The organism is Rhodococcus oxybenzonivorans, assembly GCF_003130705.1.
GTDB lineage: Bacteria > Actinomycetota > Actinomycetes > Mycobacteriales > Mycobacteriaceae > Rhodococcus_F > Rhodococcus_F oxybenzonivorans.
This window is the reverse complement of the sequence record NZ_CP021354.1, coordinates 5028393-5041157: the sequence shown is the minus strand read 5'-3', so window position 1 is coordinate 5041157 and position 12765 is coordinate 5028393. Positions and strand designations below refer to the sequence as shown.

Here is a 12765-nt window from a genome sequence, read left to right as displayed (position 1 = left end):
GTTCGATTTCACCAGCCTTTCGATTGTTCAGGAGTAGAGCGCTGACTTCCTCGCGTGACCACCTGAGGCCGACGGCGGCGACCGGGACGTCATCGACGGCACCGGCGCGGGTCGTCGTACTCGCATCCGGTGCCGGCACCCTGCTGAGGTCGCTGATCGACTCCTCCCGGACCGGCGGATATCCCGCCGACGTCGTGGCGGTCGGTGTCGACCGGAACTGTGACGCGATCCGCCACGCGGAGGCTGCCGGAATTCCCCACTTCCGCGTGAGCCTGCGCGACCACCCGGACCGTGCGTCGTGGGACAAGGCGCTCACTGAGGCTGTCGCGGCACACGAGCCGTCGCTGGTGGTGTCGGCGGGCTTCATGAAGATTCTCGGCCCGGCGTTCCTCGACCGGTTCGGTGGCCGCATCATCAATACCCACCCCGCGCTGCTGCCCGCCTTCCCCGGTGCGCACGCCGTGCCCGATGCGCTGGCGTACGGCGTCAAGGTGTCGGGGTCGACGGTGCACCTCGTGGACGCCGGTGTCGACACCGGCCCGATTCTCGCGCAGGAACCCGTGCCCGTGCTCGACGGCGACGACGAGTCGACCCTGCACGAGCGAATCAAGACTGTGGAGCGACGGTTGTTGGCGGATGTCATCGCCGCTGTCGCCACCCGTGGAGTTGTATCCGATGGACGAAAGGCCGTGATCCCCAGTGAGTGAACGCAAGGCTGTGCGCCGAGCGCTCGTCAGCGTCTACGACAAGACCGGTCTGGTCGAGCTGGCTACCGGCCTGCACAAGGCGGGTGTCGAATTGGTGTCGACCGGGTCGACGGCCGCGAAGATTGCCGACGCCGGTATTCCGGTGACGCCGGTCGAGGCGCTCACGGGGTTCCCCGAGTGCCTCGAAGGACGGGTCAAGACCCTGCACCCGCGGGTGCACGCCGGTGTACTCGCCGACACCCGCAAGCCGGAGCATCTCGCCCAGCTCGACGAACTCGGCATCGAGGCGTTCCAGTTGGTGGTGGTGAACCTCTACCCCTTCACCCAGACAGTCGCCTCGGGTGCAACTCCTGACGAGTGCGTCGAGCAAATCGACATCGGCGGTCCGTCGATGGTCCGCGCTGCCGCGAAGAACCACCCGTCGGTTGCGGTCGTCGTCGATCCCGCCCGTTACGAGGACGTGCTCGCGGCGGTTGACGGCGGCGGTTTCACGCTCGGTGAGCGGACCGCTCTCGCCGCTCAGGCATTCCAGCACACCGCGTCGTACGACGTCGCAGTGGCGAGCTGGATGACGTCCACGCTGGTCGAGAGTGGTGACTCGCAGTTCCCCGAGTGGGCCGGTGCCACGTGGGACCGCTCGGCGGTGCTCCGTTACGGCGAGAACCCGCACCAGGCCGCCGCGCTGTACGTGAACCCCGCCGCTTCCGCAGGCCTCGCTCAGGCGGAGCAACTGCACGGCAAGGAAATGTCGTACAACAACTACACCGACGGAGACGCCGCCTGGCGTGCCGCCTACGACTTCAGTGATCCCGCGGTCGCGATCATCAAGCACGCGAATCCGTGCGGCATCGCGGTCGGCAGCGACATCGCCGAGGCGCACCGCAAGGCGCACGCGTGTGATCCGGTGAGCGCATACGGCGGCGTGATTGCTGCCAACCGTGAGGTCACCGTCGAGATGGCGGAGCAGGTTGCCGAAATCTTCACCGAGGTGATCATCGCGCCGTCGTACGCAGACGGCGCACTCGGTGTGCTGCAGCGGAAGAAGAACGTTCGCGTGCTTCTTGCGAAGGCGCCGAATCCCACCGGGATCGAGCTGCGTCCGGTGTCCGGGGGAGCGCTGCTCCAGGAACGGGACGTTCTTGACGCCGAAGGTGACAACCCCGCCAACTGGACTCTCGCGGTCGGGGACGCTGCCGACGAGCAGACCTTGAAAGATCTCGAGTTCGCTTGGCGGGCTTGCCGTTCCGTGAAGTCCAATGCCATTCTGCTGGCCAGCGACGGTGCGTCGGTCGGCGTCGGAATGGGTCAGGTCAACCGTGTCGACTCCGCGCATCTGGCCGTGCAGCGTGCGGGCGACCGGGTCGTCGGGTCGGTGGGTGCGTCCGACGCGTTCTTCCCGTTCCCGGACGGCTTGCAGGTTCTCGCCAACGCGGGCGTCAAGGCTGTGGTGCAGCCGGGCGGTTCGGTCCGCGACAACGAGGTGATCGACGCCGCCAAGGAAGCCGGTATCACCATGTATCTCACGGGCGCGCGGCACTTCGCGCACTAGGGTTCGGCAACTTCGCGAACGGGCCTCGGCTTCCTGCCGTGGCCCGTTCGTGGTTGTCAGGCCGCTGCGGCTGCGTGTCCCCGGCCGGTGCCTTCGAGTGTGCGCGGCGAACCGGTGATGACCACGCGTGCGGCGCCTCGGCTGCGGACCTCGCTGATCAGCTCGCCGAGGGTCGCTTCGTGTGCGGCGTCGCAGTGCGACAGGTCGAGCGTGACCGCGTATCCGGTGAGGTCGTCGGGCAGGCCTGGATACGGGGGCTCGGTGGACAGTTGGTTGATCCGAAGTTTCATGGAGTGCTCCTGCAGGTGAAGGGTAAAAGAAAAGGCACCCGAGGGGTTTGCCCTGGGTGCCCGAGAAGAACTGGATGGATTCTCGTCATTCTCGGGGTGCGCCGTACTTGGAGATGTGCTTGTCGGCGGTGCAGTGACGCCATGCGGGTACGGATGCGAAGAGCGCGTGAAGCTGCATCATGTCCGTACCTTTCTGCGTGACGTTGCTGGTTGGTAGATGACCGTACAGCACCGATCGAGGGTTGTGCACTTCCATTATCGGGTCCGCCGCGCACTCGACCGAGCTGAGCAGCGATCTTTCGTGCAGAGTTGCCGTGCTGTTCACCTTCGCGCGATTCGCCGCTTCGGTCACAGGTTGCTCTCGATTCGGTTTCGAGCGTCACATTCGTTCGTTGCAGCTGCTTCACTCGGGGCTGATGTGACTCGTGTGGCACCTGTGGAAGGAGAGTGGCGCCCGCACTGCGACGTGCGCCCATCCCCGGTATGAACAGAACTGCGATCAAGGCCGGCCTCGGTGCCTGCGTCCTCGGCGCCTCCGTACTCATTCCCGCCCATGTCTCGGCGCAGCCGGATCCGGCGCCGACAGCGACCGGCACCGAGCTCGCCGACCTCACGGTTTTCCTCGACCCCGGTCATCAGGGTTCGGCCGAGGGGAACGACCTCACTCGGCAGGTCGACGACGGCCGAGGTGGGACCAAGGATTGCCAGACGAGTGGGATGACTTCACTGGGCGGGGTACCGGAGCACACGATCAACTGGAATGTGGCACAGCTGGTGAAGAGCAGTCTCGAAACCTTGGGCGCCTCGGTGGTGCAGAGCAGGCAGAACGACACCGGCTGGGGCGGATGCGTCGACGAACGAGCGCGCGCGGCGAGCGAGTCGAACGCCGACGTGGCCGTGAGTATTCATGCCGACTCGACGGCGTCGGGTGAGGACGCCGGGAAACACGGCTTCCACATGATCGTCCCTACCCTGCCGATACCGGACGAGGCGGCGAATGCGGCCCAATCCGGGGGCGGCCTCGAAGCGTCGAAATTGATGCGCGACGCCTATGTTGCCGACGGGTTCGTCCCTGCCAATTACGCGGGGGTGGTCGATGGCATCCAGACCCGCGCCGACGTGGCGGGACCGGCGCTCACGAAGGTTCCACTGGTGTTCGTCGAGATGGGTAACGGTTCCCATCCCGAGGACGCAGCTCAACTCGAAAGTGCCGACGGTCAGCTGAAGCACGCGATCGCCATCACCACGGGCATCGTCACCTATCTGCTCACCGGATCGTCCGTAGGATCCGAACTCGACGCCGTACAGTCGGCCGCCGCGACCACCGAAGCGGACGCGACCACCACCACTGCGCCCTCGTCGTCAGGGTCGCCGACCACCACCACGACACCGAAGGCGCCGTCGGCCGCGGCAGCGCAAGACACGACCACGACGGCCGTCACAACCTCGGCATCTGCCACGACCACGACCACGACGACGGCACCGACCACGACCACCCGCGCACTCGAGGCTGCGACACCGACGACCACGACGCCGTCCGCACCGGCGCCGGCCGGGGAATCGACGGAACTGTCGCGGCTCCTCGAGACGCTGCGACCGCTTCTCGAGGTCGACGGAGTGGACGGTCTCGAGGATCTGGTGAACAACGAGAACCTGGGGCTCGTCTCCGACTTGGCCCGGACACTGATGGCGATGCTGAACGACGCCCGGCCGAACTGACTACAGGGTGGCCACCCAGGCGCTGAACGGCTCGGCGAACTCCGACGAATAGGGGAGGGGCTCGACGTAATCGGGGCCTGTGGACGGGCGGTTCCCGACGTCCTTGAGGACATGGCTGGCGTTCACCATGCGCACCGACGTGAGAGCAGTGTGCGCCAGTGCGGCATCGAGTCCATCGACATCGGCCACCCGCACCTGGATGTCCTTCGCCGAGCAGCTCGTCAGAACAGGGAAGCCGGCAGGGAGGCGGCCGGCGAGCGTGCGAGGGTCGAGCGCATCCTCCTCGGCGAGGGCTTTCGCGTTGGCGTGGACCAGACCCGCGTTCTGCAGTGGCTCGGGCAGGTTGTCGGGGATCGTTCCGTCGGTGCGGAGCGACTCGACGGTGTCGGCCAGAGCAAGCCGGAGTTCGTCCGCCAGTTCCACCGGCAACTGCCCGGCGCCCACAACGGTGTCCAATTGGGCGGAAATCTGGGTCGTCAGCAGGTCGAGGAGGCGGACACTGAGCGGTTCCAGAAGTCCCACGGCACGGACCCGGTTCTCGCCGACTGCGGTGGCGAGCGCCAAGGCGACGAGTCCGCCGTCGCTGTGACCGATAACGATGAGCCTCGACGGGTCCACACCGGGTTGCGCCGCGAGGAAGTCCAGCCCCGCCGATGCGGCGTCGACGAACGTGGTGAATCCGAGGTCGCCGATCTCGTCCACCTCATAGGGGCCGAGAGCGGTTCTCCCGCTGCCGATCTTGTCGTAGCGCAGGCTCACGATGCCGTGCTGCTCGAGTAGATCGGCGAGAAATCGGAGGGTTCCGATGTCGCCGGGGAGGAGGCCGCTGTCACCGTTTCGATCGGTGGGTCCGCTACCGGCGAGCAGGAGCGCCCCGGGTGCGGCCGCCCCGGTCGTGTGCTCGGGGGTGCGCAGGCTGCCGTAGTAGGTGACGGCACCGCTCTCGAAGGTGATCTCGGCGTCAGGCATGGGGACTGTCTACCAGTTCCGGACGAACGGTCGCGAGGCGGAAGCGCACCGAGTTCCGTGAGGCGGAGCCGACCCCAGTTCCGTGAGGCGGAGCTGATCCTAGTTCCGTGAGGCGGAGCCGATCCTAGTTCTCAGAGAAGCAACACAGTCCTCACAAGAACGGCGAATAGCGTTCAGGTCAGCACATCCCCGCCGGCGCTGCGCCGGACCGAGATCCGACTCCAGGAAGGTGCCACGCCATGAACGTCGTACAGCTGAACACGGGTGGGTACGTCGCCGCCCTGTTGTCGCTCGATTTCGTCGATGGTGCCTTCCGCGGCGATGCCGTCGAGTGCATTCATCGCGGGGAGGTCGACGAATGGGCCTTCGCCCTGGCCCGTACCGGGTTGTTCGGGAACCGTGCCGTGGCCGAAGCGGTCCAGTCGTGGCGAGACGATCCGCGATCGCTGCTCGATGCCCTTCTCACCGACGCGGACGAGGTGCTACGCAAGCGTTACGACGTCGCCTGGCAGGCGCTGGACAGGGTGGCGACGGTCGGTTCGGCCGCGTACGCGTGACGCGGGGTGTGACGGAATCTCGCTGCTTCTCCACGTCAAGGCGTGCCGATTGTCTCGAACACTCGTAGCTTGGAGTGGTGACGTCATCGCAACAGAGACCTTCCACACTCGGCGAGCTCCGCGAGTCGGGCCATGTTCAACGCACCGTCAAGGAAGAAATTCGCGAGAATCTGCTCGCAGCCCTGCGTGACGGACGTGATCCGTGGCCCGGCATCGTCGGGTTCGAGGAGACGGTGTCACCGCAACTCGAGCGTGCCCTGATCGCCGGGCACGACGTGGTGCTCCTCGGCGAACGTGGACAGGGCAAGACACGACTGCTCCGCACACTCAACCTGCTCCTCGACGAATGGACTCCGGTTATTGCCGGTTCCGAACTCGGGGAGCATCCCTATGAGCCCATCACGCCGGCCTCTATCCGTCGGGCACGCGAACTGGGTGATGCCCTGCCCGTTCTGTGGCGGCACCGCAGCGAACGGTATTCGGAGAAACTCGCCACGCCCGACACCTCGGTGGCGGACCTCGTCGGTGACGTCGACCCCGTCAAGGTGGCGGAAGGCCGCAGCCTCGGCGACCCCGAGACCATTCATTTCGGATTGGTGCCCCGTGCTCACCGCGGCATCGTCGCCATCAACGAACTCCCCGACCTCGCCGAGCGCATCCAGGTGTCGCTGCTCAACGTGATGGAGGAGCGCGACATCCAGGTTCGCGGGTACACCCTGCGGCTTCCCTTGGATGTTCTGTTGGTGGCGAGTGCGAACCCGGAGGACTACACCAACCGTGGTCGCATCATCACTCCGCTCAAGGACCGGTTCGGCGCCGAAATCCGCACCCACTATCCGAACCATCTCGACGACGAGGTCGAGGTGATCCTTCAGGAAGCGCATCTCCTCGCCGAGGTGCCCGAGTATCTGCTCGAAATTCTGGCGCGCTTCACCCGCCTGCTGCGTGAGTCGACGTCGGTCGACCAGCGATCGGGTGTGTCCGCGCGATTCGCGGTGGCCGGGGCGGAGACGGTGAGTGCCGCGGCGGTCCATCGGGGAGCTGTTCTCGGCGAGGCGGACCCGGTTGCGCGGCCGGTGGACCTCGAGACCGTCGTCGACGTGCTCAGGGGCAAGGTCGAATTCGAGTCCGGTGAGGAAGGGCGGGAGATCGAGGTTCTCGAACACCTGTTGCGCCGGGCAACGGCCGACACCGTGCGGGCGAGGCTCGGCGGCATCGATCTGGCTCCGTTGGTTGCCGCCGTCGAACAGGGTGAGCCCGTCGTTACCGGTGAGCGAATTACCGCCAAGGTGCTTCTGAACGAGCTGCCTGAACTCGACGTCCTGGATGAATTGGCCGAGCGGCTGGGCGCCGAATCGGATGGGGAACGCGCCGCGGCGGCGGAGTTCGCGCTCGAGGGGCTGTACCTGGCGCGCCGGATCTCCAAGAACCCCGACATCAACGGCCAGACGGTGTATTCGTAATGACCCGCAAGGCGGAGCGCGGGTCGCACAATGCGCGGTACGGGCCGTACGAAGGCGGTGATCCGCTTGCGCCGCCCATCGACCTGAGGGAAGCCCTGGCCGCGATCGGTGACGACGTGCTGTCGGGCAGTTCGCCGCGTCAGGCCTTGCGGGAAATGCTCCGGCGTGGCAATCGCGATATGCGGGGACTCGACGACCTTGCAGCCGAGGCCAATCGGCGCAGACGGGAACTGCTGAAACGAAACAATCTGAGCGGCACCCTCGAAGAAGTGCGGGAGCTCCTCGACCACGCCGTTCTCGAGGAACGCAAGGCGCTGGCCCGCGCACTCGACGACGACGCTCGTTTCGCGGAAATGCGGTTGGCGGAACTACCGCCGTCGACGGCGCAGGCCGTGCAGGAGTTGGCCGACTACGACTGGCGTAGCTCCGAGGCGCGCGCAGACTACGAGAAGATCCGGGATCTCCTCGGTCGGGAGGTGCTCGATCAGCGATTTGCGGGCATGAAGCAGGCCCTCGAAGGGGCGACGGAGGAAGACCGCGAACGCATTCGCGACATGCTCACCGATCTCAACGACCTACTCGACAAGCATGCCCGCGGTGAGGACACGCAGGAACAGTTCGACGACTTCATGAACAAGCACGGCGAGTACTTCCCCGAGAACCCGCGCAACGTAGAGGAGTTGCTCGATTCGCTGGCACAGCGCGCAGCGGCCGCGCAGCGTCTCCGGAACTCGCTGTCGCAGGAACAACGCGACGAACTGGACGCGCTGGCCCAGCAGGCATTCGGCGACCCGTCCCTGATCGGACAATTGGATCGGCTCGATCAGCACTTGCAGGCCGCCCGGCCGGGTGAGGACTGGCAGGGCTCGCAACGGTTCCGCGGCGACCAGGGCATGGGACTGGGTGAGGGGACCGGTGCCCTGCAGGACATCGCGGAACTCGAATCGCTCGCCGAACAGCTGTCGCAGCAGTACGCCGGAGCGGCACTGGACGACATCGATGCGGAGGCACTGGCCCGGCAACTCGGTGACGAGGCGGCCGCGGACGCGCGGACCCTGGCAGATCTCGAGAAGGCGTTGCGTGATCAGGGTTTCTTCGACCGCGGTGCCGATGGTCAATGGAGGCTGTCCCCGAAGGCGATGAGGCAACTCGGGCAGACGGCGCTACGGGATGTGGCACAGCAGCTGTCCTCACGTGGGGGACAGCGGGAAACCCGGCGGGCGGGCGCGATGGGTGAGCCGACGGGAGCGTCCCGGGAATGGGCGTTCGGGGACACCGAGCCGTGGAACGTGACCCGCACGATGACCAATGCCGTGCTGAGGGCGGCGGCCGAGGTGTCGGACCGCCCCCGTGTCCCGGTCCGGTTGTCCGTCTCCGACGTGGAGGTGATGGAAACCGAGCAGCGGTCGCAGGCGGCGGTCGCGCTGCTCGTGGACACCTCTTTCTCGATGGTGATGGAAGGCCGCTGGGTGCCCATGAAGCGCACCGCGCTGGCACTGAACCATCTGATCAGCACGCGTTTCCGCAGCGACGAGCTGCAGCTGATCTCGTTCGGCCGTCATGCGCAGGTGCTGACGCCGTCGGAACTGGCGGGCTTGGACGGCGCCTGGGATCAGGGCACGAACCTGCACCATGCGCTGTTGCTCGCGGCGCGGCATCTGCGTCGGCACCCGAATGCGCAGCCGGTTGTCCTGATCGTCACCGACGGCGAGCCGACGGCGCACCTCGAGCCGGACGGGTTCGCGTACTTCGACTACCCGCCGAGCGCGCGCACGCTGGGCCTCACGGTGCGCGAACTCGACACCCTCGCTCGGCTCGGCGCCCGTGTGACGTTCTTCCGGCTCGGCGACGACCCCGGCCTGGCGCGAGTGGTGGATCGGATGGCCGAACGCGTCGGGGGACGGGTGGTCGCACCCGGCTTGGACGGTCTCGGCGCGGCGGTCGTGAGCGACTTCATGCGGCGCAGGCGCTGAGTGCGGCTCCGCCGCCCGTGAGTACTTGTTAACCGCGGGCGGTTAACAAGTACTCACGGGCGCGTTAGCGCACTGTGGAGCACGGTGTCTATGAAGGGCAGCACCACGTCCGGATGCATGGCAGCCCCGCCCTCGTTCAACTGCTCACGCAATTCTCTGAGAACCGAAACGACATGGGGTCCGCTGTCGAGGAGGAAGCGTATCAACCCGTGCCGCTCACATTGGGCCACAACAGGAATCAGCGTCTGCTTGGCCTCCTCCTTCCGGCCGGCTGCCCAGAAGCAGGCTGCCAGCAGTCGAGTGGCTCCGAGTCGCGCAAGCTCACGTCCGGTTCCGGCGAGTGCATGTACCCAATTCTCAGCCAAGTCGCATGCGAAGCTGAGCTGCTCAGGATCACCGCTGCGAAGCAACAGCAAGATAGTGGCCTCGTTCTCCATCTCGGCGGTGACCCGTTCGATTCCGTCTGCAGGCTCCTGACGCGATCGGCGGGTGAGGGGCACGACACCGGAGCGAGGCGGATACCCCAGTCGGGCACGTTCACAATCCACCGCAGCCCGCAGCCGGGGGAGTGAGTATTTGTTGGCGGTCCGGATGCCTTGATCGAGCTGGGCGGCCGCGCCGTCATGGTCGCCGCGTATGGACCTGATTCGGGCACTCGAGCAGTAGTGCCGGATCATGAAGTCCGATGCGCCACCCAGTGCCGCTGCGTCGCTGGTTTCGTCCAATAGTTCTGCAGCCTCGTCGATTCGGTCTTGCTGGTAGAGATCCTCGGCGAGCAGCACCCGGGTGAGTCGCGCGTGCTGGGATTGGGTGTTGCCGGCGTCCCGTACGAGATTGAATGCTCGGTGATACAACTCGCTCGCCCCGGCGATGTCGAGTTGTTCGGCCCGGGCCATACCGGCGAAACAGTATCCGTAGGCAACGGCGTAGGGTCCGGTGGCCTTCTGGTGGTATGGAGTCGCCCACACTTGCCTGTCGTAGGCATCACTGAATCGAAACTCGTAGGTATCGACGATGGTGTCGATGAGTGCCGCCATCGACACGACGAAGGGGTGGTGCTCGTGGGCATGGGCCAGGCAGTGAGCGACGAGATCTTTGACACCGGCTGCGCGGTCAGCGGTGATGGTGGTATCAGCCTGCAGCACATCGGCTTCCACCTTCAGCCGGGCGCGTTGGTCGTCGGGGAGGTCGAGTGTGTTCAGGAGCTCGAGCGTCCGGTGTCGGGCCTTCGTTGCAACGTCGAGTTGCTGTAGTTCAGTGTTCGCCCAGCCGATCGTCAGCTGCAGGCGCGGACTGGACAACACCAGATCGGGCGGCAGCTTGGCAATCAGGCCGAGGAGCGTGGACATCTGGGACCGATCGAGTAGGTACAAGCTGTCGTTCTCGAGCAGTCGGACTGCTGCAGTTCGGTCACCGGCAGAAAGGGTGTGATCGAGCGCCTCGCCGAGTAGGTGCCGCTCACGGAACCACGCGGCCGCCCTGCGATGCAGTGCCGCGATCCGATCTGGATGGTCACGCTCGAGGCGCTGTCGCAGAATCTGCGCAAACAGGTGGTGGTAGCGGTACCATCTGCGGTCCTCCACTGTTCGGGTGAGAAAGAGGTCACGAGCGACGACCTGATCGAGCTTCGCCGTCCCATCGGGGACGCCTGTGAGAGCTGAAGCGAGTTCTCCGCAGACCCGGTCCGGTACTGCGGTCGCGAGGACGAAGTCGAGGAAGTCGGGTTCGAGGGCGTCGAGTACGTTCTCGGCGAGATACTCGCCGAGTGCGTCGGTCCCGGCGCGCAACTGGCCCAACAAGGTCTCCGGGCCCTCGGATTCCCGCAGCGACAGCGATGCCAGCTGTAGCGCCGCGATCCATCCATCCGTCGTGGCTCGCAACTCCTCGACTTCGGAATCGGTCGGAGGTATCTGCATTCGGTCGGTGAAAAACTGCCTTGACTCGGAAGAATCGAAACCCAGTGCTGCGGAGTCGATTTCCAGTAGTTCGTCGCGAACCCGCATTCGGCTGAGCGGTAACCCCGACCGGGTACGGCTGGCCACGATGATCTGAAGGTGGTGGCAGGCGTTGTCGAGAAGAAACTCCATCACCGCGATAGATTCGGGCGCGGAGACCCGATGCCAGTCGTCGATCACGGCGACGAGCGGTTCCCCGCTCTCGTGTAGTCGGTTGATCAGGGAAGTGAGCACGAAACGTTCAGTTGCTTGCCCCTGTTCTTCGAGTGATTGACCGAGATCGCCGACCAACTCGGCGCGAACCCTCTGGATCGCTTCGACTAGATGCGACAGAAACCAGACCACATTGTCATCGTCACGGTCGACGGTCAGCCATGCCACTGACACTCCCTGGGAAACGAGTTCCTCCCGCCACTGTGCAACCAGGCTGCTCTTGCCGAATCCTGCCGGTCCGTGGACGAGGGTGAGTCTGCGGCCCTGGCCGGCGCGCAGTGTGTCGAGCAAGCGGTGGCGCCACACCAGTTTTCGGGACGTCGTGGGTGGACGAAACTTGGTCAGCGGGGAAGGGGGCGTTCGTGGCGCTTGCACCCTGTAGGGGCGCGGACGAGACCGTGGTGCGGCTTCTGGAGGTCGCCATTGTGCCGTTCCGGTGGACTCCGCGCCTCTGTCCGGGAGAGGGGAACGTTTCGGTGGTACCTGCATTCGATCGACAGCCATGTCATGCCTGCGCTCCACGGCGCGAAGTTCGTTGCCGAAAGCGGCGGCGCTGTCGAACCGATTCTCCACGGCGCGGGCCATCGCCCGTTCCAACGTCGCGCACACGTCCTCTGGTATTCCGGACTCTCGCAGATCCGGGATCGGCTGCGAGGAGATACGGAGAAATTGTGCAACGACTTGTTCACCACTGAGTCGCTCGAACGCGGCGTGCCCGGTGAGCGCGCAAAACAGAGTCGATCCGAGACTGTATACGTCTGACGCGGCGGTCGGCGGTCGGCCTTCGAGGACCTCGGGCGCGGTGAAGGCGGGGGAACCGGTGATCGACCCAGAGGCGGTTTCGAAGCCTCCGGAAACTCGTGCGATACCGAAGTCTGTAAGCTGCGGCTCGTCGTACTCGGTCAGCAGGATATTCGCTGGTTTGACATCCCGGTGCAAGGTACCGGCGCGGTGGGCGGTCTCGAGAGCGCCGGCGATCTTTATCCCGAGCCGAACGGTCGGTTCCCATCCGATAGGGCCGGTACTGCGGATCTGCGCGTCCAAGGAGCCGTGCTCATGGTAGGGCATGACCAGAAAGGGACGGTTGCTCCGTGTAACCCCTACCTGATACAGGTCGACGATGTTGGGATGTCCGGACATCCGACCCATTGCTCGTTGTTCGCGCACGAAGCGGGCGAGGTTCTCGTGGTCGAGGTCTGTTGTCAGAACTTTGACGGCGACCGTGCGGTCTACCGCGTCGTGTAGGCAGCGGTAAACGACCCCGAACCCACCCCGTCCGATCTCCACAGCGTCGTCGAAACCAGCGGCAGACAGTTCGGCCGCGATATCCGGCTCGCGCTGAGTGGCCCACCGGTCGTCCGCCATTGGCA

Annotated in this window: 9 protein-coding genes; 6 read left to right on the top strand and 3 right to left on the bottom strand. The window is 65.6% G+C overall.

The features are described from left to right. Positions 1-23 precede the first annotated feature (23 nt). A complete protein-coding gene (gene purN, locus CBI38_RS23620) occupies positions 24-707 on the top strand; it encodes a phosphoribosylglycinamide formyltransferase (protein WP_109335303.1) in 684 nt (227 codons plus the stop codon). Further along, on the top strand, positions 700-2256 hold the full coding sequence (purH, locus tag CBI38_RS23615; RefSeq protein WP_109332697.1) for a bifunctional phosphoribosylaminoimidazolecarboxamide formyltransferase/IMP cyclohydrolase: 1557 nt from the start codon (positions 700-702) through the stop codon (positions 2254-2256). The genes purN and purH overlap by 8 nt, the downstream gene beginning before the upstream one ends. A 56-nt stretch (positions 2257-2312) precedes the next feature. Here purH and CBI38_RS23610 read toward each other — a convergent pair whose 3' ends face one another. Then, the gene (locus CBI38_RS23610; RefSeq protein WP_109332695.1) at positions 2313-2546 is read right to left on the bottom strand and encodes a hypothetical protein; all 234 of its coding nucleotides are present in this window, start codon (positions 2544-2546) and stop codon (positions 2313-2315) included. Positions 2547-3029: 483 nt separating this feature from the next. Here CBI38_RS23610 and CBI38_RS23600 point away from each other — a divergent pair, with 483 nt between their 5' ends. Beyond that, positions 3030-4265, top strand: a complete 1236-nt coding sequence (locus tag CBI38_RS23600) for an N-acetylmuramoyl-L-alanine amidase (RefSeq protein ID WP_109335302.1) — start codon at positions 3030-3032, stop codon at positions 4263-4265. Here CBI38_RS23600 and CBI38_RS23595 read toward each other — a convergent pair whose 3' ends face one another. Then, complete coding sequence (locus CBI38_RS23595; protein WP_109332693.1) at positions 4266-5234, bottom strand: alpha/beta hydrolase family protein; 969 nt, start codon at positions 5232-5234, stop codon at positions 4266-4268. A gap of 239 nt (positions 5235-5473) precedes the next feature. On the opposite strand from CBI38_RS23595, the gene CBI38_RS23590 reads away from it, so the two are divergent. The 3 genes from CBI38_RS23590 (at position 5474) to CBI38_RS23580 (ending at position 9227) form a co-directional block, all read left to right on the top strand. Continuing rightward, positions 5474-5791, top strand: coding sequence for a hypothetical protein (locus CBI38_RS23590; protein ID WP_109332691.1), 318 nt, complete (start codon positions 5474-5476; stop codon positions 5789-5791). Positions 5792-5868: 77 nt separating this feature from the next. Further along, on the top strand, positions 5869-7254 hold the full coding sequence (locus CBI38_RS23585; protein ID WP_109335301.1) for an ATP-binding protein: 1386 nt from the start codon (positions 5869-5871) through the stop codon (positions 7252-7254). Next, complete coding sequence (locus CBI38_RS23580) at positions 7254-9227, top strand: vWA domain-containing protein (RefSeq protein WP_109332690.1); 1974 nt, start codon at positions 7254-7256, stop codon at positions 9225-9227. The genes CBI38_RS23585 and CBI38_RS23580 overlap by 1 nt, the downstream gene beginning before the upstream one ends. A gap of 53 nt (positions 9228-9280) precedes the next feature. On the opposite strand, the gene CBI38_RS23575 is transcribed toward CBI38_RS23580, so the two are convergent. Beyond that, complete coding sequence (locus CBI38_RS23575) at positions 9281-12760, bottom strand: serine/threonine-protein kinase (protein ID WP_109332689.1); 3480 nt, start codon at positions 12758-12760, stop codon at positions 9281-9283. Positions 12761-12765: the final 5 nt, after the last annotated feature.

Excerpts from the sequence above, each read along its gene's own strand:
- CBI38_RS23610 (WP_109332695.1), bottom strand. The coding sequence starts at position 2,546 with ATGAAACTTCGGATCAACCAACTGTCCACCGAGCCCCCGTATCCAGGC.
- CBI38_RS23600 (WP_109335302.1), top strand. The coding sequence starts at position 3,030 with ATGAACAGAACTGCGATCAAGGCCGGCCTCGGTGCCTGCGTCCTCGGC.
- CBI38_RS23595 (WP_109332693.1), bottom strand. The coding sequence starts at position 5,234 with ATGCCTGACGCCGAGATCACCTTCGAGAGCGGTGCCGTCACCTACTAC.
- CBI38_RS23590 (WP_109332691.1), top strand. The coding sequence starts at position 5,474 with ATGAACGTCGTACAGCTGAACACGGGTGGGTACGTCGCCGCCCTGTTG.
- CBI38_RS23580 (WP_109332690.1), top strand. The coding sequence starts at position 7,254 with ATGACCCGCAAGGCGGAGCGCGGGTCGCACAATGCGCGGTACGGGCCG.
- CBI38_RS23575 (WP_109332689.1), bottom strand. The coding sequence starts at position 12,760 with ATGGCGGACGACCGGTGGGCCACTCAGCGCGAGCCGGATATCGCGGCC.